Genomic DNA, 24,591 nt, shown 5'->3' with positions numbered 1-24,591 from the left:
TTCGGCCCTACCGCTTGTTGCGGACGGGGATGTTCATCTCCTCGGGTTTGATCTCGCGTACCAGTTCGGGCACGCCCCAGGCGAAGGCCGGATCCACCTTGATCTTGAAGTGGTACATCGACTGCATCGCCTGGTGGTCCTCGGGCCGGAAGGTCATGCGGCCCTTGGGCGTCTCGAAGCTCATGCCCTCCATGGCCTTGATGAGCTTGTTCGTCGCGGTGTCGCCGCCGGTCTTCTTGAGTGCCTCGACGACCGCGATCGCCGCGCTCATGCCGCCGGCGGTGAAGAAGTCGGGCGGCGTCTTGAACTGCTTGTAGTGGTTGGCCACCAGCCACTCATTGACCGGGTTCTTCGGAATGCCGAAGTAGTAGTAGGTCGCGCCCTCCATGCCGGGCAGCGCCTTGTACGCGGCCATCGCCGGCAGGATGTTGCCGCCGGTGGCGATCTCGATGCCGTAGCGCTTGAGGTCCAGGTCGGCGATCTTGAACGGATTCCCCGCCCCGGCCCAGATGATGAAGATCACCTTGCGACCGGGCTGGTCCTTGAGCCGGTCGATGAGCCGCTGCGCACCGGCGGTGAAGTCGGTCGTCGTCGTAGGCAGGTACTCCTCATGGACGACCTTGGCCTTCTTGATCGCATCCTTGAAGGCCTTCACGCCGTCGCGTCCGAAGGCGTAATCCTGCGCCAGCGTGGCGATCACCGTCCCCGGCTTGTCGAGCGCCACGGCATTGGAGATCGCATCCTGCGAGCTGTTGCGGCCGGTCCGGAAGATGTACTTGTTCCACTTGTCGCCGGTGATCGAATCGGCGACCGCCGGCTCGACCAGCAGGATCTTCTTGTATTCCTCGGCCACCGGCAGCAACGCAAGCGCGACACCCGACGACGACGGGCCGACGGCGATGTCCGCCTTGTCGTCACCGTAGGCCGCAGCCAGCAGGCTCTTGCCGACGTCGGGCTTGCCCTGGTCGTCCTTCTCGATGACGACGAGCTTGCGGCCCGCCACGGTCATCGTGCCGCCGGTCGCATAGTCCAGGCCCATGAGGAAGCCGGTCTGCGTCTGCTTGCCGTAAGCCTCCAGCGGACCGGTACGGCTGTAGACGTGGGCGATGCGGATTTCCTTGCCCTGCGCGAGCGCGGTGGCGCTCATGCTCAAGACGGCGGACAGCGCCAGAACCGCGCCAGTCGCGGCGCGGATGAAGCCATGGGTCATGGAACTTGTCTCCTGTGGGCGGACCGGTCGTGCGCCGGTCTCGGGGTGACCCCATCGCAAGGTCCGTGCCGACGTCGGGAGGCCAGGCGCGGGCTCTCCACGACTCAGGGGGCGTCCCTCCGGGAACCCCCAGAGTCATTCCGGCCCCACCCACGCTCGCTGACTCCGATTCTTCAAGCGGCCCGCTGAGGACCGGGCCCCGGAAACGACAACGCCGCTGTCCGGAATCCAGACAGCGGCGTACGGCAAGCAGCGGAAGAGTGTCTGGAATGCGGTCAGTGTCCAGACATCGGACAGGGCCTCAGGTGCGGAAGGTGGCGACGTGCTCGTTGAGCAGGCGGGCCTGCTGTTGCAGCGATTCGGCGGCAGCAGCGGTCTCCTCGACCAGCGCCGCGTTCTGCTGCGTCATGTCGTCCAGGTGCTTCACGGCCTGGTTGATCTGGGCGAGACCGTCGGACTGGCCCGCGCTCGATTGGCTGATCTCGGCGACCGTGCCGCTGACCTGCTGCACCGACTGCAGGATCTGACCCATCGCCTCGCCGGCACGGCCGACCTGCGCGCCGCCCGCGTCGACACGCGTGACCGAGTCGTTGATCAGCGCCTTGATCTCCTTGGCCGCATTGGCGCTGCGCTGCGCGAGCGCCCGAACTTCAGAAGCGACGACGGCGAAACCTCGTCCCTGCTCGCCCGCGCGGGCCGCTTCGACCGCCGCGTTCAGCGCCAGGATGTTGGTCTGGAACGCCACGCCGTCGATGACGGAGATGATGTCGGCGATCTTGCGGCTGGCGCCGGCGATGCCGTCCATGGTCTGCACGACTTCACCCATGACGTCGGCACCGAGCTTGGCGCGGTCGGCCGCGCCGATGGCCAGTTGATTCGTCTGATGCGCGGCCTGCGCGGAATGGGTGACCTGCTGCGTGAGCTCATGCATGGACGCCGCCGTCTGCTGCAGGCTGGACGCCGCCTGCTCGCTGCGTTGCGAGAGATCCTGGCTGCCCATCGCGACTTCGCGCGAGGCATGCTGGATGGAGTCCGTGGCGTCGCGGATCGCGCGCACCAGATCGCTGAGGCGACCCTGCATGGCCGCGACCTGCGTCAGCACCTGTCCGATCTCGTCGTTGCCCGCGCCCTGTCCGCCGACCACCTGCGCCCGCAGGTCGCCGTTGGCCACGGCCTCGACCACCTCGCGCATCTGGTTGAGCCGGCGCTTGAGGCCGCGGGCGAACCACTCGACCGCGATCAGCGCGGCGATGCCCACGGCGATCACCAGCACCAGCGCGACCGTCGCGTCGCGACGCGCGATGCCGGACACGTCGTCGATGTAGACGCCCGATCCGATCACCCAGCCCCAGGGCTTGAAGCCGGCGACGTAGGATCGCTTGGGCTCCGGATCCTTGGCGCCGGGCTTGGGCCAGAGGTAGTCGACGAAGCCGCTGCCCTGCGCCTTGACCGTGTCGACGAAGGCGACGAACAGCTTCAGGCCGTTGGGGTCCTTGTTGCCGGACAGGTCCTTGTCGTTGAGCTCCGGCTTGATCGGGTGCATGACCATCTTGGGGGTCATGTCGTTGATCCAGATGTACTCGTTGCCGGAGTAGCGGATCTTGCCGATCTCGGCGGCGGCCTGCTTCTTCGCGTCGGCCTCGGTGAGGCCGCCGGCGCCGATCTTGTCGAAGTAGCGCTTGGCGATCTGCTCGGCGTTCTTGACCTGCTCGACCGTCGTGATCATCTTGACGTCCAGCAGGCTCATCGCGGAGCGGTGGCTCAGCCACATCACCAGCACGACGAAGCCGACCACCGCGGCCAGCACCGCCACGCGCAGCTTGGTGGCCAGGGTCCAGGCCCGGGGCGCTGACGCCTTCGAGGTCGAGGCGGAGGTCGTGGTCGTCCGGACGCCGGAAGGCGCGTCCGCATGGAATCCGGTCGCGGTCGTGGTGAGCGTGTTCATGAAGTCTCCTGGGCGGGCCGGTCCATCCGGTCCTCGTCTTCTGCCCTGACCTCGAATATGCGCATGCCGCACACCGTGCGACAAGCCCCCCGAACCCTCGAAGAAGCCCATGAACACGGGTCAAACGTGACGATGTGGCGTCGCATCCGCGCGCCATGCCAGGGGCCACTCGTTGCCGTACGCGTCAGGCAGAGGCCAGTTCGGGGTACTTCGCCAGCTTTTCGTAGAGCGTGGCGCGGGAGATCGCCAGCAAACGGGCGGCGGCGACACGATTGCCGTTGGTGCTTCTGAGCGCCTGCGCGATGGCGGCGCGCTCCAGCTCGGCCTTGCGGGCCGGCAGAGTCTCCGTGGCTGCACCGAGCACACGTTGCGGCGACCGGTACCCCTCCTCGCTCCCACTCCTGCGCATGCTCGGAAGGTCGCTCGGAGGGGCACCGGCCGCCGCAACGTCCGCACCGCCCGTGGTGATCGCGGTCTCGTGCAGTCCGAAGTGCCTCGGGAGCAGCTCGTCCTCGTCACTCATCAGGAAGGCCTGCTCCAGCGCGTTGCGCAGCTCGCGCACGTTGCCGGGCCAGGTCTTGCCTTCGAGGGCCTGGAGCGCCGCGGCGCCCAGGCGCTTCGGGGCGAGACCGCTGCGCCGCGCGATGTCGGCCAGCAGCACGTCGACCAGCGCCTCGATGTCCTCGGAGCGCTCGCGCAACGCGGGCAGCCGGATCGGGAGGACGTTCAGGCGGTAGAACAGGTCGGCACGGAACTCGCCGCGCTGCACCATCGCCGCGAGGTCCCGGCTGGTCGCCGCGATCACGCGGACGTTGACCTTCACGACCTCGTTGCTGCCGAGCGGCTCCAGTTCCTGCTCCTGCAGCACCCGCAGGAGCTTGGCCTGGAGCGCCGGCGGCATGTCGCCGATCTCGTCGAGGAAAAGCGTGCCCCCGTCGGCCAGCTTGAACTTGCCGTCGCGGCCCTTGCGATCCGCGCCGGTGTAGGCCCCGGGGGCGACGCCGAAGAACTCGGCCTCCAGCAGGGTCTCGGGCACGGCGGCGATGTTGACGGACACCAGCGGCCTGGCCGCGCGCCGCGAGGCCGCATGGATCGCATGGGCGAGCAACTCCTTGCCGGTGCCGGTCTCGCCGAGCAGCAGCACCGTGGCCTCGGTCTGGGCGACGCGGCGCGCATGGCGCTTGACCTCGACCGCCGCCGCGCTCGATCCGACGAAGTCGACGATCCGATGCTTGGCGCGACGGTTGCGGGACTGCTCGGCGGCGAGCTGGCGGCGCGTGTCGTCGAGCTCCGCCTGCAGGCAGGCGAACTTGTTCATCAAGGGCTGCATCGTCGTCTCGGGATGGTCCAGCAGGACCATGCCCATCGCGCCGATGACGTCGCCGCCGGGACCGCGCAAGGGCAGCCGGCTGACGAGGAAGGTCCCCGCCTTGTTGGTCAGCAGGTCCACGAGGATGGGCTGGCCGGTGTCGATGACCTGGGCCATCAGGGTGTTGGGGACGACCTCCTCGACGCGCCGGCCGACGAACTCGGATTCGTCGCCGAAGCCGAGCGCGGGCAGGAAGCGCTTGTAGCCTTCGCTGATCCAGACGACGCGGTGCTCGCGGTTGACGACCATCGCGCCCTGCGCGGTGCTGGCCAGCACGTCGAACATCGATTGCGCGGCCAGCCGAAGCACCGCTTCGGCATCCTGGGGAATGTCGTTCATGACTTGTCTCCTGGACGTTCGTCCTGGGCCTTGCGCAGTACGGCAGGGTGTCCGGGGTCGGGCGGCCGCACGCGGCGCCGCCCCGGATCTGATGCGGCCCAATGTAGCAGCCGCCTCCGCGGTGCGAAGGCCGTCCACGCAGGCGAAGCCCTGGGGAATCCCCGAGGCGGACTTCGAGCCGCGCGAGAGGCGATCCGGCTATAAACCGCCCTCATGGCCATCGTGGATTCCTGGACGTCAGCGCGCGCGGCAAGGCAGGTGCTGTCGTTGGCGCACAAGCTGCTGTCGGAGCGCGGACAGGCGAACAGCCTGGGCCTGGCGCATGATCTGATCGGCCGGATGGGCGCGCTGCCGGCGGACGCGTGGCCGGCCGTGTTCGACAAGCTGGCCGCCGATTTCAATCCGGAGCCCGCGGCCGTGCTGCGCGCCGCGCAGGCGTATGCCGACGCGCCGGGCACCGAGACGCTGGGCCAGTTGACCGAGGTGAGCGAGCCGCCGCGGCAGGAGCTGTTCCGCCGCCTGAACCGCGCGCCCGGCGGCACGGGCACGCTGGTGCGGATGCGCCGCCGGCTGTTGGAGGGTCTGTCCTCGCACCCGGACTGGCGCATGGTCGACGCCGACCTGCTGCACCTGCTGTCCTCGTGGTTCAACCCGGGGTTCCTGGAGATGCGACAGGTCGACTGGCACTCGCCGGCGCACCTGCTGGAGCAGATCATCCACCACGAGGCGGTGCACGCGATCGACGGGTGGGATGACCTGCGGCGCCGGCTGCTGCCGGACCGGCGGCTGTTCGCGTTCTTCCACCCCCAACTGCCGAATGAGCCGCTGATCTTCGTGGAGATCGCGCTGCTGCCCGACATGCCGGACGCGATCGCGCCGCTGATCGGCAAGCGCAGCGAAGCGATGCCACCGAACAGCTTCAAGACCGCCGTGTTCTATTCCATCAGCAACTGCGAGCCGGGCCTGCGCGGGGTCTCGCTGGGCAACTTCCTGATCAAGCGCGTGGCCGAACACCTGCGACGCGAACTGCCGCGGCTGAAGCTGTTCTGCACGCTGTCGCCGATCCCGGGTTTCGCACGCTGGCTGCAGGCGCTGCGGACGGCGGACGACGCCGCCCCGGGACGCGCCCCTCCCACCCCGTCCGCCCTGCCCTCGCGCCTGGCCGACCTGCCCGGTCTGAAACCCGCGCAGCGATCGCGCGCAGCGGAGGCGCTGGAGCGACTCAAGCACCACTCGCCGACCGAGCTCGCCAGCCCGGCGGCGTTGGACGACGAGGCGCTGCAGGCCGACCTGCGCCGCCTCGCCGCCGTTTACCTCATCGGACAGACGCCGCTGCCGGGCGGGGATCCGGTGGCACGTTTCCACCTCGACAACGGCGCCCGGCTGGAACGACTCAACCCCGGCGGCGACCGCTCGGCCAAAGGACTGAAACAGTCGCACGGGATGATGGTCAATTACCTTTACGACCTCGACCGCATCGAGGAACACCACGAAGCCTTCACCCAGGGAGAGATCGCGACGGCGCGCGCCGTCGGCGGTCTGCTCTGATCTTTCCACCGTCCTTGCTTACCGACACCGCGGCCCGCAGAGGCCCACAGGAGACACGCATGACCCAGACTTCCACGACCCGCCGCCGCCTGCTGGGCGCCGCCGCCCTGGCTTCCCTGTCCGCCGCGGGCGCGGGGATCGCGCCGTCGGCGTTCGCGCAGGCCGCCTGGCCGAGCCGGCCGGTGGTCATCGTCGTGCCCTTCCCGGCCGGCGGCGGCACCGACGCCTTCGCGCGGCCGCTGACGGCCGTGCTGACCAAGCAGACCGGCAAGCAGTTCATCATCGACAACAAGGGCGGCGCCGGCGGCACCGTGGGCGCGACCCTCGCGTCCAAGGCCGCGCCGGACGGCTACACCTTCTTCATGGGCGCGGTGCACCACGCGATCGCCCCGGCGATGTACCCCAAGCTCGACTACAAGCTGGAGGAGGACTTCATCCCCGTCGCCCTGGTCTCCAGCGTGCCGCAGGTGATCGTGATCAACCCGTCGAAGGTGCAGGCCACCGACGTGAAGAGCCTGCTGGAATTCCTGAAGAAGAACCCCGGCAAGCTGAACTACGGCTCGGCGGGCAACGGCACCTCGCACCACCTGGCGGGCGAGCTGTTCAAGCTGCAGACGCAGACCTTCATCACCCACATCCCCTACCGTGGCGCCGGTCCGGCGCTGCAGGACCTGATGGCGGGCCAGGTGGACCTGATGTTCGACGGCCTCGGTTCGTCGGCGGCGCACATCCGCAGCGGCCGCATCAAGGCGCTGGCCGTCGCTTCGTCCAAGCGCGCGCCAGGCTTCCCGGACATCCCGAGCGCGGTGGAAGCGGGCATCCCGCAGTACCAGGTCTCCACCTGGTACGGCCTGTGGGCGCCCAAGGGCACGCCCAAGGAAGTGATCGCCGCGATGCAGGCCGAGTTGCGCAAGGCCTATGCGACCGAGGAGCTGAAGAACATCTGGACCGGCCTGGGCACCGACATGCCCACGCTCTACGGCGACGCCTTCGGCAAGTTCGTGCACGGCGAGGTCGTGCGCTGGGCCGACGTGGTCAAGCGCAGCGGTGCGAAACTGGATTGATTGCCTGAACCCCGGCCTGCGACTCCCGACATGAACGCTCCCCAGAAAGCCACCGCGAACGCCAACCTGTTCGCCGCGCTGCGCGCGAATTTCTCCGACGACCTGGACGCCTGCGCGATCGAGCTGGCCGACGGCCCCGACGCCGGCCAGCGCTACAGCTGGCGCGACATCGACCGCGCCACGGCGATGATCGCCAACCTGCTGGACTCGCTGGACCTGCCCGCGGGCAGCCGCGTCGCGGTGCAGACGGAGAAGAGCGTCGAAGCGCTGCTGCTGTACCTCGCGGTGCTGCGCGCCGGCTACGTCTACCTGCCGCTGAACACGGCCTACCAGGCGGCCGAGCTCGAGTACTTCATCGGCAACGCGGAACCGGCCGTGGTCATCTGCGCGGGGAAGAACTTCGGTTGGATCAGCAAGCTGGCGTTCCAGGCGAAGGTGCCATGGGTGTTCACGCTGAACGAGGACCGCAGCGGCACGTTGCTGGACCGCGCGGTGCAGATGCCCGACACGCACCAGCCGGCGCAGAAGCAGGCCGATGAGCTGGCCGCGATCCTGTACACCAGCGGCACCACCGGTCGCAGCAAGGGCGCGATGCTGAGCCACGGCAACCTGCTGTCCAACGCGGAGGTGCTCAAGCATCACTGGGGCTGGAAGGCGGACGACGTGCTGATCCACGCGCTGCCGATCTTCCATGTGCACGGGCTGTTCGTGGCGTCGCACGGGGCGCTGCTGGCCGGGGCGAAGATGCTGTGGTTCAACCGCTTCGATCCGCGCGGCGTGATCGCGCGGCTGCCCGACGCGACGCTGTTCATGGGCGTGCCGACGCTGTATGTGCGGCTGCTGGAACAGGCCACGCTGACGAAGGATGCGTGCGCGCGGATGCGGCTGTTCATCAGCGGTTCCGCGCCGCTGCTGATCGAGACCTTCCACGAGTGGCAACGCCGCACCGGGTTCACCATCCTGGAGCGCTACGGCATGAGCGAGACGGTCATGCTGACCTCGAATCCGTACAGGGAAGAGGACGGCGAGCGCCGGGGCGGTACCGTTGGCCGTCCGCTGCCGGGCGTGGGGCTGCGCATCGTCGACGACGCGGGCGCGCCCTGCCCCAGCACGGGCGACGGCGAGATCGGTCACCTCCAGGTGAGCGGGCCCAACGTGTTCTCGGGCTACTGGCGCATGCCGGAGAAGACGAAGGAGGAGTTCACCGCCGACGGCTGGTTCAAGACCGGCGACGTGGGCCGGCGCGACGACCGGGGCTACGTGACCATCGTGGGACGGAGCAAGGACCTGATCATCACCGGCGGCTACAACGTGTACCCGGCGGAGATCGAAGGCTGGCTCAACGAGCTGCCCGGCGTGGCGGAGTCGGCCGTGATCGGCGTGCCGCATCCGGATTTCGGCGAAGGCGTGATCGCGGTGGTGGTACCTCGATCCGGCGCCACGCTGGACGGCGCGACGCTGGTCGCGGCGCTGAAGGACCGCATCGCGGGCTTCAAGGTGCCCAAGCGGGTCTTCGTCGAGAGCGAGCTGCCGCGCAACGCGATGGGCAAGGTGCAGAAGAACCTGCTGCGCGATCAGCATCGCGGACTGTTCGGCTGAGCATCGCCGACAATCCGTCGTCATGAGCACGCCGACGCCGCTCCCCGCCAGCACGATCAACGCCGACAGCACCGCCAGCGCCATCGACACCGCCTGCCCGCGCTGCGGCGGCGGTTTCCATTGCGGGGTGAATGACGGCTGGTGCGCCTGCTTCGGCACGCGGCTGGGCGAGGGCCTCAAGCGCGAACTCGCCGCGCGCTGGCCCGACCAGTGCCTGTGCCTGCGCTGCCTGGGCGAGCTGGCCCGCGACGACCCGGACAGCCACGTGCCCGACGCCCCGAAAAAACCGTCCGGGCCCCCGTTGTTGGGCGTTTGAAGGCGTACGCGGCACGGCCACAATCCGACCGATGCCCGCCCCCTCGTTCAGCCAGTCCGTCGCGGAGCGCCTCCAGGTGAGGCGCGTGGTGGTCTTCGGCCCCTTCCTGGCGTTGGGGCTGGTGCTGATCGTGCTGTGGGCGCTGGTGCTGTGGTTCGCGCTGCTGTATCCGAAGTCGCTGGTCGAGGATCTTCAGGACGACCTGCACGGCATCGCGCTCAACGCGACCCAGGACACCGAGCAGCTGCTGCGCGAGACCGAAGGCAGCCTGCGCACGCTGGACCTGCTGCTGCTCACGCGCAAGACGGATCGCCAGGACCTCGACGCCACCGTGTCGCTGCTGGCCGATTCGCTGCGCGACAACTCGCGCGGAATCACCGACGTGATGCTCGCGAGCGCCGACGGACGCCTGTGGCGCATCCCGTCGGTCACCGGCGAACCCTATGTGAACCTCGGGCCGAACAGCTTCCTGTCCGAGCTCGGACGGCCGGGCGCGCCCAGCGTCATCCTCGGTACGCCGATCCGGCTGCGGCCGGGCGCCCACTTCGTGCTGCCGATGGCCACGCGCCTGAGCGCGCCGACCGGACCGTTCACGGCCACCGTCGGCTTCATCGACCTCGACGCGCTGCTGCGCCTGTACCGGACGCGCTCGATGCGCTCGGGCATGGCCGTGCTGCTGGAACGCGACGACGGCGTCGCGATGGCCCGCTGGCCCGAAGTGCCGGGCCTGGTCGGCACCAACATGCGCCAGGTGCCGGGCGGCGAGGTGCTGCCGCCCAGCCCGCCGGCCAGCGGCCAGTTCATGGTGTCGAAGAGCCCCGCGGACGGTCAGGACCGCATCGTCTCGTACCGCGTGCTGCAGGACTACCCGCTGCGCCTGTTCGTGTCCTTCGAGCGCGACCGCATCCTCGCCGGCTATCTGCAGCAGCGGCGCGCGGTGCTGGGCTTCTCGCTGCTGGTCACGGCGATCGCGGTCGGGCTGATGGCCTGGTTCACGCGGATCCAGAACCGCGCCCGCCTGCGCGAGGCGGAACGCGAAGCCACCGCCGATGCGTCACCGATGGGTCTCTTCCGCTGCGACCTGCTGGGCCGCACCGTCTACGCCAACGAGACCTATCTGCGCCTGCTGGAAGTCGACCGCAAGGACCTGGCCTGGGGCTGGCTGGACCGCCTGCCGGCGTCGGAGCGCGAGCTGACGCGCGAGCAATGGGCCGCGCTGGTCGCGGTGGGCGAGCCGGTCGACCGCGTGCGGCAGCTGACGCGCCGCGACGGCACGGAGATGCTGGTGCGGCTGCGCATGCGGCCGATGCGGCTGGGCGGACGCATCGTCGCGCACGCCGGCACCATCGCGGACATCAGCGCCGAACTCGCGGCCCGCCGCGAACGCGAACGCAGCCAGGCCGTGATGAGCGCGATGGCGCAGAGCGTCAACGTCATGATGCTGGCCGTCGACACCGACGAACGCGTGCTGTTCTGCAACAAGGCCTTCGAGCGGCGCTTCGACATCCCGGAGAGATCCTGGGAAGGCCGCCACGCGGCGGATGTGTTCAACGACCTGTACCCGGCCGTCCATCCGCTGATCCAGCGCGCCTTCGCGGGCGAGACCAGCGTGGTCGAGATGCGCGACGACGACGGCGTGAGCCGCCCGATGCCGCTGGACGGCGACGACCGCGGCGAGACCCGCTACGTCGAACTGACCTACGCACCGCTGGTCACCGACGACGGCACCATCATCGGCGCCTACGGCGTGGCGCGCGACGTCACCGACGTCAAGCAGGAACAGATGCGGCTGCTGAAAGCCTCCAACACGGACCCGCTCACCGAACTGCTCAACCGCGCCGGCTTCGCGTCGCAGGTCAACGCCGCACTCAGCCGCGCCACCGACCGCGACGAACTGGTGGCCCTGCTGTACCTCGACCTCGACCGCTTCAAACCCGTCAACGACGAGTACGGTCACCCCGTCGGGGACGCGCTGCTGAAAGCCGTCTCCGGGCGGCTGCGGCATGCGCTGCGGCCGCAGGACCTGGTCGCACGCATCGGCGGGGATGAGTTCGCCGTGTTCCTCACCCATGTCGCAAAACCCGTCGACGCACAGGTCGTCGCGGACAAGCTGGTGCACGCGCTGACGATGCCGTTCCGCATCGGTGCGCTCGAACTCCACATCGGCACCAGCGTCGGGTTCTGCGTCCAATGGGCCAGGCAGGCCGATATCGACGACCTCGTGACGCAGGCGGATGAACAGCTCTACCGCGCGAAACGCGCGGGACGCGGGAGATCGAGCGGGAGCCTCTGCGCGGAACGGAAGTCGGCGCAGGCGCCTGCGCCGTCAGACTCCGAGTTGCCAAGCGCGGGCTCTCCACGGGGCATGGGGCACCCCTCCAGGGACCCCAAGCCCCATTCCGGCCCCACAGAGATCAACTGACCCCGTGAGGTTTGGGGAGCAGCAGACTGCGTTGCTGGCGCGAGCGATCAGCCGCAGTTGCCGAAGTCGCCCGGATTGCGTCCATCCAGTGTCGCCGTCGGCGTCAATGGACCATGCTTCAAACGCATCAACGTCATCTGCAGGACCTTGGCGTCGGCGCTGGCGCGATGCCGCCTGAGCTTGGCCTCGGCCCGCACCTCCTGCTGCACCGCGTTCCAGCGCAGCGCCTCGTCTTCGCTGAGCAGACGGCGCAGGTCCTCGATGCGGAACCGCGGCAGGCGACCGACGCTGTCGAAGAGCTTGCTCATCCACGGATAGTCGTGGCCCCAGCTGTCGGAGTAGACCGTCTGGCCCGCCAGACGCTTGTTGAGCTCGTCGACCACCCATTCACGCGGGCGACCGTGGCGCAGCAGCAGTTCGCGCGTGATGCCGTGCAAGGCCTCGGCACCCTCGTCCCAGTGCTCCCAGTCGGGCGCGGGCTGGATCAGCGAACAGAAGGGCAGTCCGCCCGCCTCGACGAAGCCGATCTCGATCGGGTAGCTGCCGCGCCCGAACCCGGAAGCCTCGAGGTCGAGGATGGTCGGCGCAACGACCGGAAGGGCGGCAGGCAGGACGGCAACGGTCATGGGCGCGAGTATGCAAGCGCCGGGCCAGCCGCGGGAGCCTCCCCTCCTCAGATCAGGGGACGGCGGGCGCGGCGGGCGGCAGGGCGGCCGGAGCCACGGGCGAAGCGGCCGGTGATGCCGCCGTCGCGCTGGTCGTCGGCTTGAGCGGCAGTCCCGCCGCGTCGCCGTCGCCGCTATCGCCGCGGTCGCGCCCCTGGCGACGCTGCAGTTCGTGCCAGCCGTCCAGACCGCCGTCGAGCGCCAGCACGCGCGGGTGACCGCGCTTGAGCAGTTCGTGCGCGCCCTGGATGGCGGAGACCTCGTTGGGGCAGTTGCAGTACAGCACCAGCAGCCGGTCGTCGGGCAGTTGCTCGGCGTACTCGGGCAGGCGGGTCAGCGGGATGTTGAGCGCGCCCGGCAGCGTGCGCGGATCCGCGGCGCGGCCGGGATCGCTGCGGACGTCGATGAAGAGCGGCGCCATGTCCTGCTCGACGAGCGCGGCGGCGTCCTCGACGCTGATGCGCTCGACCTCGCCCTGCAGCTTGGCCATCTGGCGGCGACGCCGCCAGCGGTTGCCGACGAGGAGCAGCAGCACGGCGAGGATGGCGATCACCGCGTAGAGCCCGGCGTTGGAGAGGAAGTCCAGCACGTCCTGGATCTGGTCGCTGAAGATGAGGCCGAGGCCGAGGAAGCAGGCGGTCCAGACCAGGCCGGCGACGGCGTCGTAGGCGACGAAACGGCGCCAGCCCATGCCGAGCGCGCCGGCCATCGGGGCGGCGACGACGGAGATGCCGGGCAGGAACTTGGCGGCCAGCAGGGAGCTGCCGCCCCAGCGCGCGATGAGGGTTTCGCTCTGGCGCACGCAGACGTCGGGCGAGAGCGAGACGCGGCACAGGAGACGCAGGACGCGGTGGCCGTAGCTGCGGCCGGCGATGAACCAGATGGCGTCGCCGAGGACGTTGGCCAGCACCGCCGCCACGACCAACGACAGCGCCGACAGGCGGCCCGCGGCGGCCAGTCCGCCCGCCACGACCAGCAGCGGGGCCGCCGGCACGGGCGCACCGATGCGCGCCGCCAAGGTCACGAGGAAGACGAGCAGGAAGTCGTGTTGGATCAGCAGGTCGATCAGGGCGCGCATGCGGCGCATTGTCGCGGCTGCGGAGGACACCCGTCGGCGGTGGGGCGATTCAAGGCCCCCGCGCACCACTGCGGCGGCCCCAGAGGCGGCATGGACCGCAGAGACCGCGGAGCTTCAGCGTCTCCAGGTTCTCAGGACACCAGCCGGGGCGCCCGGGGTCGGGCGACGAAGGCGAACTGCACCCACTTGGTCTCTTCGAGCTGCCGGCCGAAGAGCCGGAAGGCGAGCCGGCGTCGGATCGAGGAGGTGTACCACTGCTCGTTGATGCCCTGGACGCTGAGGACCTCGTAGCCGCATTCCTCGAACATGCGCAGCGCGCTGGTGCGGGTGAAGAAGCGCAGGTGCGTCCGGTCCCGGACGCCGCAGGGCTCGTAGCGGAAGTCGCGGTCATGGACCAGCGGCCAGATGGTGTCCAGGTGCAGCAGGTTGGGCAGCGAAGCAAGCACGACCCCGCCCGGGGCGAGCAGCGGCGCGGCATGGTTGAGCGCCGCCCACGGATCGGGCATGTGCTCCAGCACGTCGTTGAAGGTGATGGCGTCGAAGTGGGACTCGGGCAGCGGCAGGCCCGGGCCGAAGAAGCCCTGCATCACGCGGTCCAGGTGCTGGGTGGCGCGTTCCGCCGCGCCGGCGTCGGGCTCGATGCCCCAGACCTCGGTGCCGGGGCGGGTCTGCTTGACCGCCTCCCCGAAGGCGCCGGTGTTGCAACCGACGTCCAGTACGCGCTGGCTCCCCGGCGGGAGGAAGGGCAGCATTTCGCGGCGTGCCGAATGCGGATAGTCGAATCGGGCCAGGGGACTGGCGGTACGGGTGGCCGGCATGGCGCGCTCCTCGGGCTCCGCCGCGGGCACCGCGCCGGTGCGCGAAGCATAGTCAGGAGCGCCCCCGCCCGACATCCTCCTCTTTCGGGACAGGGAAGTCCCGGGCGCGCAGGATCAGAACGAGGTCCAGTCATCGTCCCCTGCCAGCACCGGCTCGGCGGCCGGTTTGGCGGCGGGTCTGGCGGGCGCGGCGGTCGGGCGGACCACCTGCAGGTCCGGCGTCGGCGCCGAATGCCGCCGCGGTGCCGACGTGGCGGCGACCACCCGGACGTTCGGGCGCGAGACGGCCGGGGCCGATGCGTTGGCCAGTGCCGGGCGGCGCGGGGAAGCCGCAGCCTGCGACGCCGGCGCCGAGGTGGCTCGCGGCGGAACGGACGATGCGGTCCGGGCGGTCGTCGACGCCGTCGCGGACGCGCCGCGCAGAGCGGCGCGAGAGGACGACGACGCGGTCGAGGTCGAGCCCGAGGACCGGTCGTCCTCGCCGATGCGGAAGACCGCCACCGCGCCGACCATGTCGGCGGCCTGCTGCTTCATGCTGTCGGCGGCGGCGGCGCTTTCCTCGACCAGCGAGGCGTTCTGCTGGGTGGCGCGGTCCATCTGGGTGATGGCCTCGCCGACCTGCGTGACGCCGCTGCTCTGTTCGACGCTGGCCGCGCTGATCTCGCCGACGATGTCGGAGACGCGGCGGATCGCGCCGACGACCTCGGTCATGGTGGCGCCGGCCTGGTCGACCAGCCCGGTGCCCTGCTCGACGCGGGCGACGCTGTCGCCGATGAGCTGCTTGATCTCCTTGGCGGCGCCGGCGGACCGGCTGGCCAGGCTGCGCACTTCGGAGGCGACGACCGCGAAACCGCGGCCCTGCTCGCCGGCGCGCGCCGCTTCGACGGCCGCGTTCAGCGCGAGGATGTTGGTCTGGAAGGCGATGCCGTCGATGACGCCGATGATGTCGGAAATCCGGCGGCTGCTGTCGTTGATGCCGCGCATGGTCTCGACGACCTGGCCGACCACCTCGCCGCCGCGCACGGCGACCTCGCTGGCGTTGCGCGCCAACTGGTTGGCCTGCTGGGCGTTGTCGGCGTTCTGGCGCACGGTGGCGCTGAGCTGCTCCATGGAGGCAGCCGTCTCCTCGATGGCGGAGGCCTGCTCCTCGGTGCGCGCGGACAGGTCGTTGTTGCCCTGGGCGATCTGGGCGCTGGCCATCGCGATCTGGTCGGCCGAACCGCGCACCTGGGCGATCAGGGTGACCAGTTGCGACTGCATCACGCCCATGGAGGCGAGCACGCTGTCGGCCGGCGCCGAGGCGGCGCCCTCCACCGGGCGCAGGTCGCCGTCGGCGATGCGGTGGGCGGCGTCGGCGAGCTGCGCCGGCTCGGTGCCGAGCGCCGTCATCAGGCGACGGGTGATCAGCCAGCCGAGCCCGACCGCGACGCCGACCGCGGCCAGGCTGATCAGGCTCATCCACCAGCGCTGGGCCTGGTACTGGGCGGTGGACGCCGCGGTGACCTCGTCGCCGGCCTTGCCGGCGTAGTCGACGTACTCGCGCGCCGCCGTCAGCAGCGCCGCCAGCAGAGGACGGCAGTCCCGGGTCATCGTGTCCATCGCCTCGTCGCGCTTGCCGGCGGCAGCCAGCTCGACGATGCGCGCGGCGACCGGGCCGTACTTGCCTTCGACCTCGACGATCTTCGCCAGCAGCTCGCGCTCGCGCGGCGTGGCGTCGGGCGCCGCGGCAACCGCGTCGCGCAGCTTGCGCAGGTGCTCGCCGATCGCGGCGTGCGCTTCCAGCGCCATCTTCTTCGACGCCTCGATGTCGGCCGCTTCCTTGACGATGACCATGTCGCGCACGCCGATGGCGCGGCGGTTGGCGTCGATGCGGACGTCGACGGCCATCGATTCGCGTTCGTTGATGCCGTGGACGAAACCGCTGAAGCGGGCATCCGCGGCGGCCAGGTCGCGCAGCGCGACCACGCTGACCAGCACGACCGCCGCGACCAGCGCGGCGAAAGCGAACATCAACTGCTTCTTGACCGAAAGCGCATTCATGACCTGTCCCTGGAAAGCGTCGAAACAGCCGAAATGCTACTTTTGAAACTCGTGAAGCGAATGTGTCACTCGCCCCGCCGCGTGACACAGTGAGGGAAGCGGTTCGGGCTCCCCCGCATCCGGGGGGAACGGCGCCGTGACGGGGATCACGGGCGGAGGAATTCCCCGATGGATCCCGAGGATTTCCGACGTCGACGTCGGGGTGGTTCCGCTACCACCCGACCCGCGCGGGAGGTCAGCGCTCGATGACAGGCGTGTGTCAGAACGGCGTTGCAGAGCACCCTGCTCGGGCGGTGCCGCGCGAGGTCCGGGCCTCCTAGCATCGCGTGAATTTTTCACACGAGACATCCTCCGCCATGGTCCACCGCGCGCCCCGCCGTTCCCCGTCCGACCTCCGCCGTGCTCCGGCCTTCCGCCTGAGCGGACTGGCGCTCGCCGCACTGCTGCTGCAGGCCGGGTCGGCCGGCGCCGCGTCCTTCGACCTCTGCGGCGCGGTCACCGCGGCACAGACGCTGGGCAGCGGCAACGGTCAGACCGGCGCGCTGTGCGCCACCGGCACGCTGACGGTGGGCGGCTCCACGGTGGCGGTGACGGTCAGCGGCAACAACGCGACGCTCAACAACCTCGGCAGCATCGTGCAGACGGGCACGGGCCGCGTGATCCGCGACAACACCGGCGTGCAGAACCTGATCATCGTCAACGGCAGCGCGAGCAACAGCACCGCCTCCATGCGCGCGCAGGACGCGGACCTGATCCAGATGAACAAGTCCCCGGCCAGCGTCACGCTGACCAACTGGGGCAGCATGATCTCGACGAACGCGTCGGCGGGCGGCAACCAGGTCGTCGACTTCAACGCGATCGCCTCGGGCGTCAACATCGTGAACAACCAGGCGGGCGCGCTGATGCTGGCCTACGAGGCGGATGCGATCCGTCCCGGCGTCAACGGCATCGTCAACAACGCCGGCACCATCCGCTCGATCACGACGACGGGCTCCAGCAGCGACGGCATCGACTTCCAGGCCAACAGCGGCATCACGTTCAACAACCTGTCGGGCGGTCTGCTCGAAGGGGGCCGTCACGGCGTGACCGGCGGCCCGGAAACGGCGATCGCCTGGACCGGCGCGATCAACAACGCCGCCGGCGGCACGATCCGCGGCATGAACGGCGCGGGCCTGAACTTCGACGGCTTCAACGCGCTGCAGGTGATCACGGTCCGCAACGCCGGACTGATCACCGGCAACGGCGTGACCGGCGACGGGGACGGCGTCGATGTCGACGGCCCGCTGGATCTGATCAACAGCGGCACCATCCGCTCGATCAACGCGTTCTCGTCGCTGGGCGCGGGACTGGCCTTCAGCGAAGGCATCTCGGCGGGCGGCGGCACGATCCGCAACACCGGCCTGATCGAAGGCCTGGTCGCGGTCGGCAACACCAACGCAGTGGGTCGCGGGATCTCGCTGGTCGGCAACGACATCACCAGCGGCCCGAACGCCGGTCAGCGCGAGGCGCTCTATGCCAACGCGACGGTGGTCAACGGCGCCGGCGGCATGATCCGCGGCGACAGCGACTCGGCGATCTACATCGGCGGCCTGGGCGGCAGCGGGAAGCTGGTCCGTATCGAGAACCAGGCCGGCGGCGTCATCGTCGGCGGCGGGACGGCGGCGGCGATCCGCTCGGCCTCGGACTACGACACGACGGTGATCAACGCCGGCCGCATCGACGGCAGCGCGAGCGGCGTGGCGATCGACCTCGGCGCGGGCCGCAGCACGCTGGTGGTCAGCGGCGGGCAGGCGTTGATCCTCGGCGACGTGCACGGCGCCAGCGGCGCGGGCTCGGCGACGGTGCGCTTCGAAGTCGGCAATGGCAACCAGTTCAACTACGCGGGCGCCTTCAGCAACGTCAACCAGCTGCAGGTCGAGAGCGGACGCGTCGTGCTGACCGGCCAGAGCCAGCACATCGGCACGGTGACGCTGGACGGCGGCGTCCTGGAACTGCAAGGCGAGCAACGCCTGGGCGCGGCCGGCGCGCTCGAAGTGAACGGCGGCGCGCTGAAAGTGATCGGCGGGAACCAGAGCTTTGCGAGCCTGTCGCTACTGGGCAGCGGCGCGTTCGAACTGGACGGCGGCGGACTGAACTTCGCCTCGATCGGCAGCGTGGTGGCGGGCAGCGTGCTGACGGTGACGCAGCTCGGCGCCGGCTACGCGCTGCGTTTCGCCGGCGACCTGTCGCATGACGCGAGCTTCCTGAACCTCGTCGCCGCGACCAAGGTCAACGGCCTGACGGCGACCTACAGCTTCAGCAACGGCTTCACGACGCTGAGCGCGGTCCCGGAACCGTCGACCTACGCGCTGCTCCTCGCCGGCATCGCGATGCTGGGCTGGCGCCTGCGCAAGCGCGGCGCCGCCGTCTGACGGCACCACGACGCGCTCCCTCGCCTGCTGGCGGGAGAGATGCCGTCGTCCTCTGACTGCCAAGGTCGCTGGCCCTCACCCCTGCCCTCTCCCGCAAGCGGGAGAGGGAGCAAGAAGGGAGCCATGCGGTGGGCTCGGTGCATTCTCTCTCCCTCTCCCGCTTGCGGGAGAGGGTTGGGGTGAGGGCCAGCGGCGGTGGCAGTCAGCCACCTCTTGCGCCTGGCAGCCTCAGCGCATCGCCACTGGCGCCCAGAAGATGTAGTCCGCCTGATAGTCGACGACCTGCTTCTGACCCACGCCAGCGGCGTCGCACATCGTCTGCGGCGCGACGCCGCCCTTGGTGGCCACGCGCTGGATGTGGCTGACGCCCTGCATGGCGCCCATGCCGACGGCCGGATTGGCCTTCACCAGCTGGAACGGGATGCTCCCGGCCGCCGCGGGCGCCACCGCCACCTGCGTGCCGGTGACCTTGGAGCCGTCGCGGGCTTCCCAGGTCGCCGGCGGGCCGTAGTACTTGCCGACCATGGTGCCGCGTCTGTCGTTCAAGGCCGCATCCGGGCCGACGAACACCCATTCGAACTGCCCCGCCATGTCCTTCTTCGCGCGGCATTCGTAGGTGATCTTGCCGACGCCGACGGTCTCCATCGACACCTTGTGCCCGTCCGGCACCTGCACGGCGGCGGGCAGGCCGGCCTGGGAGAACGCGGGCCCGGCCGAGCCCGACGGACCGGACATGGCGCAGGCGCCGAGCAGCGCGACCGGCGCCAGCAGCGCAAGAACGGACGTGGTGCGGGAATTCAGGGCGTTCATCGGGGTCATCGCAGCTCCTCGGGGGTTGGCGGCGAGGCCGAAGTGCCCCACCGATGACGCTGTACGCAAACGCCGTCTTAACGGATTCGTTTTCCGTCAAAAAGGTTCGCACGCGGGTCTGCGCTACGATCAGCCGATAGACCGTGAGCCTGTCATCCCGAAGTCTTCGCTTCGCTCTCCTGTCGGAAGCCGTGCAAGTCCTCGCCTTGATTGCTTGGCGAATCTGTTCGCTCCGCATGTCGCGGGGTGAGATCGGAGGAGGAGCACCATGCCTGTCCCACAAACCCTCGACGAGCTCCGTGCTTCGTTGCGGCAGAGTGTCGATGCGCTCCAGCGGCGTCAGGCCAACGAGATTCCGGAAAAGCTGATCGACCGCCTGGTCGATCTGGACTGGCTGGAATGGCATGGCGGCGGCCTTCGATTGACCACCACCGGGACCAACGTCCACCGCCAGGAACTGGCCCGGATTCGCGCAATGGCGGAAACGTCAGGCTCATCGATCACCCCCAACCTATCGGAGGCCGATATCGCTACCCCCAACTACTCATACGAAAAACGCCAACGCGAGCTGGCCAAGAAAAAGAAGAAGGAAGAGAAGGCCCATCGCAAGGCCAGCGGTGCGGGCTCGGACGCCCCCGCGGATGAGCCGGTCACCCAGGGCGGACCGGCCGGCGGCGACGCCCCCACGGAAGACAAGGCCCCGGGCCAAGCCTGACCTCAGGGCTCATGTCGGGCCTGGATTCAGGCCTGACGCCGGGCATCAGGCCTGGCATCACGCCGGGCAAGGCGCCCGGCGGCGCGGTCACCCGCACTGCCCCACGAATCCGCACGCGGTGCAGAACTCGCACCCGTCGCGGTGGATGAGCGTGGCGTTGCCGCACTCGGGACACTTCTTGCCGGCCATCGCCACGATGCCGCCGGCTTCCGAGGCGGCGCGCGCCGCCCCTGCGGTCGCTCCCGCGGCCTTGAGCGGCGCCTGCTGCATCAGCCCCATGTCGACGAGCGGATAGCCGCTCTCGTCCAGCACGCCCAGCATCGCGTAGCGGTGGATGACCAGACGCGCAACATACGCGACCGTCGACGGCCACACCTGCTGCCGTCTTTCCCCCGACAGCGTCGGCACCGGCGCCATGAAGTGGCCCAGCGGCTCGCCGACGTTGAGCAGCTTGCGCAGCTTCATGCCGATCCAGCCCGGGTCGAGCACCCGCATGTCCAGCGACAGCAGACGCGCCAGCCCGTCCAGCGCCTTCGGATAGTTGCCGGAAAAGCCCATCGCGCAGGGCCGCGTGACGCTGCCGCCGTCGGGCGTGGGCAGGCTGACTTCCTTGAGCGTGAGCGTGAACAGCTCGCTGGTCGCAGGGTTGTCGACGTCGACCGCCCAGGCAAGCGTGCCGGCCGTGCCGGTGCGCGGCTCCTCGCGCGAGAACATCGCGTCGAGCACCGGCGTCGGACCGCCTTCCTGCAGCGCGCCGAGCTGCTCGCAGCGCCAGCGGATCACCGCCGCAGTGGCCGCGACGACGCCCGGGAACAGGCGCGCTTCGCCGAGCGGCGGCATCGGCATCTCGAAGGCACGCTCCTCGGCGACGGTCGCCAACGCGTCGAGCTTCAGTCGCAGCCAGGCCGCGTCGTTGGCGCGCAGGTCCATCGACAGCGTCTTCGCCAGCGCCCCGAGGCCGCGCGGCTGCTCGGCGCCGTTGACCCAGACCTCGAACGGCAGCGTGCGTCCGAAGAGGCCCGCATCCGGTCCCTCCGCCGGCAGTTCACCGACGAAGAGCGCGAAGTCGCCATGCGGGTGGCGGATCATCGTGGACCAGGCCGGGTTGCCGCCGGGCATCTCGGGCCGGCTCGGCCAGCGCAGCGAGGCCAGCACCGGCTTGGGCAGGCGCTCGACGCGCAGCCGCTGGTTGGGACCGATGTCGGCCTTCAGCGGCTCCGGCTTGGCGATGGGCTCCACGCTGAGCACCGCGCCGAGCACGCTGTTCGGACGATAGGTCGCGAGGCCCTTGAGCCCGCTCTTCCAGGCCAGCCGGTAGAGATCCTGGAAGTCGGCGTACGGATAGTCCGCCGGAACGTTGACGGTCTTGGAGATCGAGGTGTCGACGTATGGAGCGACCGCCGCGACCATCGCTTCGTGATCCGACGCCTGCAGTTCGAGCGCGGTGACGAAGGCGTCGGTCAGCGGTGCGTCGGCGCCGAACAGGTGGCGGTAGAGCCGCCAGGCGTGGTCCTCGACGGCGTACTCCTTGAACGAGTTGTCGGGCATCCGCTTCCTGCGGGTGTAGCTCCACGAGAACGCGGGCTCGATGCCGTTGCTGGCGTTGTCGGCGAAGGCCAGCGAGATGGTGCCGGTCGGCGCGATCGACAGCAGGTGCGAGTTGCGCAGGCCCTGCGCGCGGATCTTGTCCTTCAGCCAAGGAGGCAGCCGCGAGGCGAAGTTGCCGCCCGACAGATAGAGGTCGGCGTTGAAGAGCGGGAACGCGCCGCGCTCGATCGCGAGGTCGGCGGACGCCTCATAGGCGGCGTCGCGCATGATCTCGCTGATGCGCCGCGCCATCGCGCGGGCGGGCTCGCCGTCATAGCGCAGGCCGAGCATCACCAGCGTGTCGCCGAGGCCGGTGAAGCCCAGCCCCACGCGCCGCTTGTTGGCGGCCTCGCGCGCCTGCTGCGGCAGCGGCCAAGGCGTCACGTCGAGCACGTTGTCGAGCATGCGGGTGGCGGTCTTGCAGATGTCGGCGAACTCGGCCTCGTCGAACGAGGCCTTCGCCACGAACGCGTCCTTCACGAAGACCGTCAGGTCGATCGAGCCGAGGCAGCAGCAGCCGTAGGAAGGGAGCGGCTGCTCGGCGCAGTTGTGGACCATCAGACCATTGGCGTCGAAGGCGTGCACGTGCTCGACCGTCACGTCGTAGACGGGCTCGACGCCATCGAGTTCGACCGAAGCGACGGTCGCCACGAAGCGCTCGCGATTTGGCGCGCGCTTCTGTGAAACCAGGCGCTGCGCCAGCCGTTCGGCCTTTGCCGTGTCCGCAAAGCCGATGCGCTCCGCAAAGACCTGGAGGTTGTCGCGTGCGACGACCAGATCGTGGACAGGCTGGTGGGGATACTCCCGTTGTCCGCCTTTTCCGTCCGGCAGGACACGCATCCCCGCGAGCCTCCGGTTGACGTAGATCGTGCTTACGATGCCGAGTCGCTGCAGCATTCGCTGCACGGCTTGAAGCGTGCCCAGGTTGGACTGGGTCAGACGCACGCTGACGCCCTTCTCCTGGGTGCCTTGCACTGAACCATCAGCGTCAAACAGGCCGCGCAGGAATGCAGCTTGAAACGCCGACGACGCCCGTTCCATGACGGGCGTGATCCGCTTACCCCCTGGGCCACATCGCATGCCAAGCTCAAAAGCCAGATCGCGGAGGGGCGCGGACGCCATCCGCATCTGACCTTGCGCGGCGATCGGGCGTTGCCAACCGCGGAAATCGGCGCGATGAGGCAAGGTCGCGATCGCCTCCGAGATTGCAGCGGCAATCCCTTCCGCCGAATGGACCGGCATCACGCCGTTGACTGCCTGATGCAGTTCTGGTGCCCACACGGAAAGCACTGCCTTGGAATCCCTCAGCCATCCGTCGCCCAACAGCGCCCCGATCAGGTATCCCTGTGCGGCTGAGTAGTCGCCGCCCCACCCTTCGAACGAGCGATGCTCGTGGAGGACGACCTCATCCCCCGGCTGCAACGCACCAGCCGCTACCCAATCGGTCTCGGTCAAATAGCGGGAACGCTTGAGGACTCTCCTCACCAGGTGATTCGCGGTCAGCCGCAGCGAATGTCCTTCCTTCGTCTTCAGGCTCAACACGGGCTTCGTTCCCGTCGGGAAGAACCCGGCCGACTCCGTCCGGTAGGCCTTGCCGTCGACCATCGCCAGGAACGGTGTCCCGATCAGGTCGCTGACCTGCCGCGGGCCGTCCCCGGTCAACACCCAGGTGTCAGCCGTCACGCACGGATTCGTCGCGCTGATCGACTCACAGTAATGCAGGTTGTTGTCCGCATTGATCCGGTCCAGGAACAGCACGCCCGGCTCCGCGTGGTCGTAGGTGGAGCGCATGACCAGGTCCCACAGCTTGCGCGCCCGCATCCGGCGGTAGACCCACAGCCCGTCCGCCCGCTGCGTCGCGCCGGCCGCACGCTGCTTGGACCCCGGCGTCGCCTTGTGCACGAGCTCGATGTCCGCGTCCGCCTCCACGGCCTCCATGAACGCATCCGTCACGCCGACCGAGATGTTGAAGTTCTTCAGATCACCCTGGTCCTTCGCATGGATGAACTCCTCGATGTCCGGGTGGTCGCAGCGCAGCACGCCCATCTGCGCGCCACGCCGGGAACCGGCCGATTCCACCGTCTCGCAGCTGCGGTCGAAGACCCGCATGTAGCTCACCGGACCCGACGCGCTCGACTGCGTCGACTTCACATACGCGCCCTTGGGCCGGATCCGCGAGAAGTCATAACCGACCCCGCCGCCGCGCCGCATCGTTTCCGCCGCTTCCGTCAGCGCCGTGTAGATGCCGGGATGACCGTCTTCCTCCTCCGCGATCGCGTCGCCCACCGGCTGCACGAAGCAGTTGATCAAGGTGGCCGACAGCCCCGTCCCCGCCGCCGACGCGATCCGGCCCGCCGGCACGAAACCGCGCCGCTGCGCCTCCAGGAACTTCGCCTCCCAGTGCGCGCGCTGCTCCGGCGACTCCGCCGCCGCCAGCGCGCGAGCCACCCGCGCCCTGACTTCCTCGAGGCTGCGTTCACCGCCCTTGGCGTACTTCTCCAGCAGCACCTCGGCGCTGATGTCTTGCGGCGGCAATGTCTCGGGCGTGCCCTGCAGCGGCAGGTGCGTCGAGACCGCGGACGCGGTCGGGGAACCGTTCGGGGAACCGTTGGGGGGAACAGTCGGGGGCACGGTCTGCTGGGTCATGCGAGGGTC

16 protein-coding genes are annotated in these 24,591 nt (G+C 69.4%); 7 read left to right on the top strand and 9 right to left on the bottom strand.

The window, feature by feature from the left end; all coding sequences use genetic code 11:
- Window positions 1–7: 7 nt before the first annotated feature.
- From ACQZ13_RS05555 to ACQZ13_RS05545, 3 genes are all read right to left on the bottom strand, one after another.
- Window positions 8–1,147 carry a substrate-binding domain-containing protein gene (locus tag ACQZ13_RS05555; protein ID WP_431053134.1) on the bottom strand — a complete coding sequence of 380 codons (1,140 nt, stop codon included), beginning with the start codon at window positions 1,145–1,147 and terminating at the stop codon, window positions 8–10.
- A 364-nt stretch (window positions 1,148–1,511) separates the two neighbouring features.
- Complete coding sequence (locus ACQZ13_RS05550; protein WP_431050221.1) at window positions 1,512–3,155, bottom strand: methyl-accepting chemotaxis protein; 1,644 nt, start codon at window positions 3,153–3,155, stop codon at window positions 1,512–1,514.
- Window positions 3,156–3,339: 184 nt separating this feature from the next.
- Window positions 3,340–4,863 carry a sigma-54 interaction domain-containing protein gene (locus tag ACQZ13_RS05545; RefSeq protein ID WP_431050220.1) on the bottom strand — a complete coding sequence of 508 codons (1,524 nt, stop codon included), beginning with the start codon at window positions 4,861–4,863 and terminating at the stop codon, window positions 3,340–3,342.
- Window positions 4,864–5,076: 213 nt separating this feature from the next.
- On the opposite strand from ACQZ13_RS05545, the gene ACQZ13_RS05540 reads away from it, so the two are divergent.
- The 5 genes from ACQZ13_RS05540 to ACQZ13_RS05520 are packed head-to-tail and all read left to right on the top strand — an operon-like array spanning window position 5,077 to window position 11,812.
- Complete coding sequence (locus ACQZ13_RS05540) at window positions 5,077–6,411, top strand: malonyl-CoA decarboxylase domain-containing protein (protein ID WP_431050219.1); 1,335 nt, start codon at window positions 5,077–5,079, stop codon at window positions 6,409–6,411.
- Between the two features lie 59 nt (window positions 6,412–6,470).
- Window positions 6,471–7,475, top strand: coding sequence for a Bug family tripartite tricarboxylate transporter substrate binding protein (locus ACQZ13_RS05535; protein ID WP_431050218.1), 1,005 nt, complete (start codon window positions 6,471–6,473; stop codon window positions 7,473–7,475).
- A gap of 30 nt (window positions 7,476–7,505) precedes the next feature.
- Window positions 7,506–9,074, top strand: coding sequence for a malonate--CoA ligase (locus tag ACQZ13_RS05530; RefSeq protein ID WP_431050217.1), 1,569 nt, complete (start codon window positions 7,506–7,508; stop codon window positions 9,072–9,074).
- Window positions 9,075–9,096: 22 nt separating this feature from the next.
- Window positions 9,097–9,390 carry a cysteine-rich CWC family protein gene (locus tag ACQZ13_RS05525; protein WP_431050216.1) on the top strand — a complete coding sequence of 98 codons (294 nt, stop codon included), beginning with the start codon at window positions 9,097–9,099 and terminating at the stop codon, window positions 9,388–9,390.
- A 31-nt stretch (window positions 9,391–9,421) separates the two neighbouring features.
- Complete coding sequence (locus ACQZ13_RS05520; protein ID WP_431050215.1) at window positions 9,422–11,812, top strand: diguanylate cyclase domain-containing protein; 2,391 nt, start codon at window positions 9,422–9,424, stop codon at window positions 11,810–11,812.
- Between the two features lie 47 nt (window positions 11,813–11,859).
- Here ACQZ13_RS05520 and ACQZ13_RS05515 read toward each other — a convergent pair whose 3' ends face one another.
- The 4 genes from ACQZ13_RS05515 to ACQZ13_RS05500 form a co-directional block, all read right to left on the bottom strand.
- The gene (locus ACQZ13_RS05515; RefSeq protein WP_431050214.1) at window positions 11,860–12,438 is read right to left on the bottom strand and encodes a 3'-5' exonuclease; all 579 of its coding nucleotides are present in this window, start codon (window positions 12,436–12,438) and stop codon (window positions 11,860–11,862) included.
- Between the two features lie 52 nt (window positions 12,439–12,490).
- On the bottom strand, window positions 12,491–13,555 hold the full coding sequence (locus ACQZ13_RS05510) for a VTT domain-containing protein (protein ID WP_431050213.1): 1,065 nt from the start codon (window positions 13,553–13,555) through the stop codon (window positions 12,491–12,493).
- A gap of 131 nt (window positions 13,556–13,686) precedes the next feature.
- Window positions 13,687–14,373: a methyltransferase domain-containing protein gene (locus tag ACQZ13_RS05505; RefSeq protein WP_431050212.1), complete on the bottom strand. Its 687-nt coding sequence runs from the start codon at window positions 14,371–14,373 to the stop codon at window positions 13,687–13,689.
- Window positions 14,374–14,487: 114 nt separating this feature from the next.
- Window positions 14,488–16,413: a methyl-accepting chemotaxis protein gene (locus tag ACQZ13_RS05500; protein WP_431050211.1), complete on the bottom strand. Its 1,926-nt coding sequence runs from the start codon at window positions 16,411–16,413 to the stop codon at window positions 14,488–14,490.
- Between the two features lie 356 nt (window positions 16,414–16,769).
- On the opposite strand from ACQZ13_RS05500, the gene ACQZ13_RS05495 reads away from it, so the two are divergent.
- Complete coding sequence (locus tag ACQZ13_RS05495) at window positions 16,770–18,824, top strand: PEP-CTERM sorting domain-containing protein (protein WP_431050210.1); 2,055 nt, start codon at window positions 16,770–16,772, stop codon at window positions 18,822–18,824.
- Window positions 18,825–19,052: 228 nt separating this feature from the next.
- Here the strand turns inward: ACQZ13_RS05495 and ACQZ13_RS05490 are convergent, their stop codons facing one another.
- Window positions 19,053–19,643 carry a DUF3455 domain-containing protein gene (locus ACQZ13_RS05490; protein WP_431050209.1) on the bottom strand — a complete coding sequence of 197 codons (591 nt, stop codon included), beginning with the start codon at window positions 19,641–19,643 and terminating at the stop codon, window positions 19,053–19,055.
- 517 nt (window positions 19,644–20,160) lie between these two features.
- Here ACQZ13_RS05490 and ACQZ13_RS05485 point away from each other — a divergent pair.
- Complete coding sequence (locus ACQZ13_RS05485; RefSeq protein ID WP_431053132.1) at window positions 20,161–20,349, top strand: hypothetical protein; 189 nt, start codon at window positions 20,161–20,163, stop codon at window positions 20,347–20,349.
- 87 nt (window positions 20,350–20,436) lie between these two features.
- Here the strand turns inward: ACQZ13_RS05485 and ACQZ13_RS05480 are convergent, their stop codons facing one another.
- The gene (locus ACQZ13_RS05480; protein WP_431050208.1) at window positions 20,437–24,582 is read right to left on the bottom strand and encodes an LAGLIDADG family homing endonuclease; all 4,146 of its coding nucleotides are present in this window, start codon (window positions 24,580–24,582) and stop codon (window positions 20,437–20,439) included.
- Between the last annotated feature and the right edge of the window lie 9 nt (window positions 24,583–24,591).

This window comes from Roseateles sp. L2-2 (genome assembly GCF_050613215.1).
Lineage (GTDB): Bacteria > Pseudomonadota > Gammaproteobacteria > Burkholderiales > Burkholderiaceae_C > Roseateles > Roseateles noduli.
Note: the sequence above shows the minus strand (reverse complement) of the source record. Positions and strands in the feature narration are given on the sequence as shown.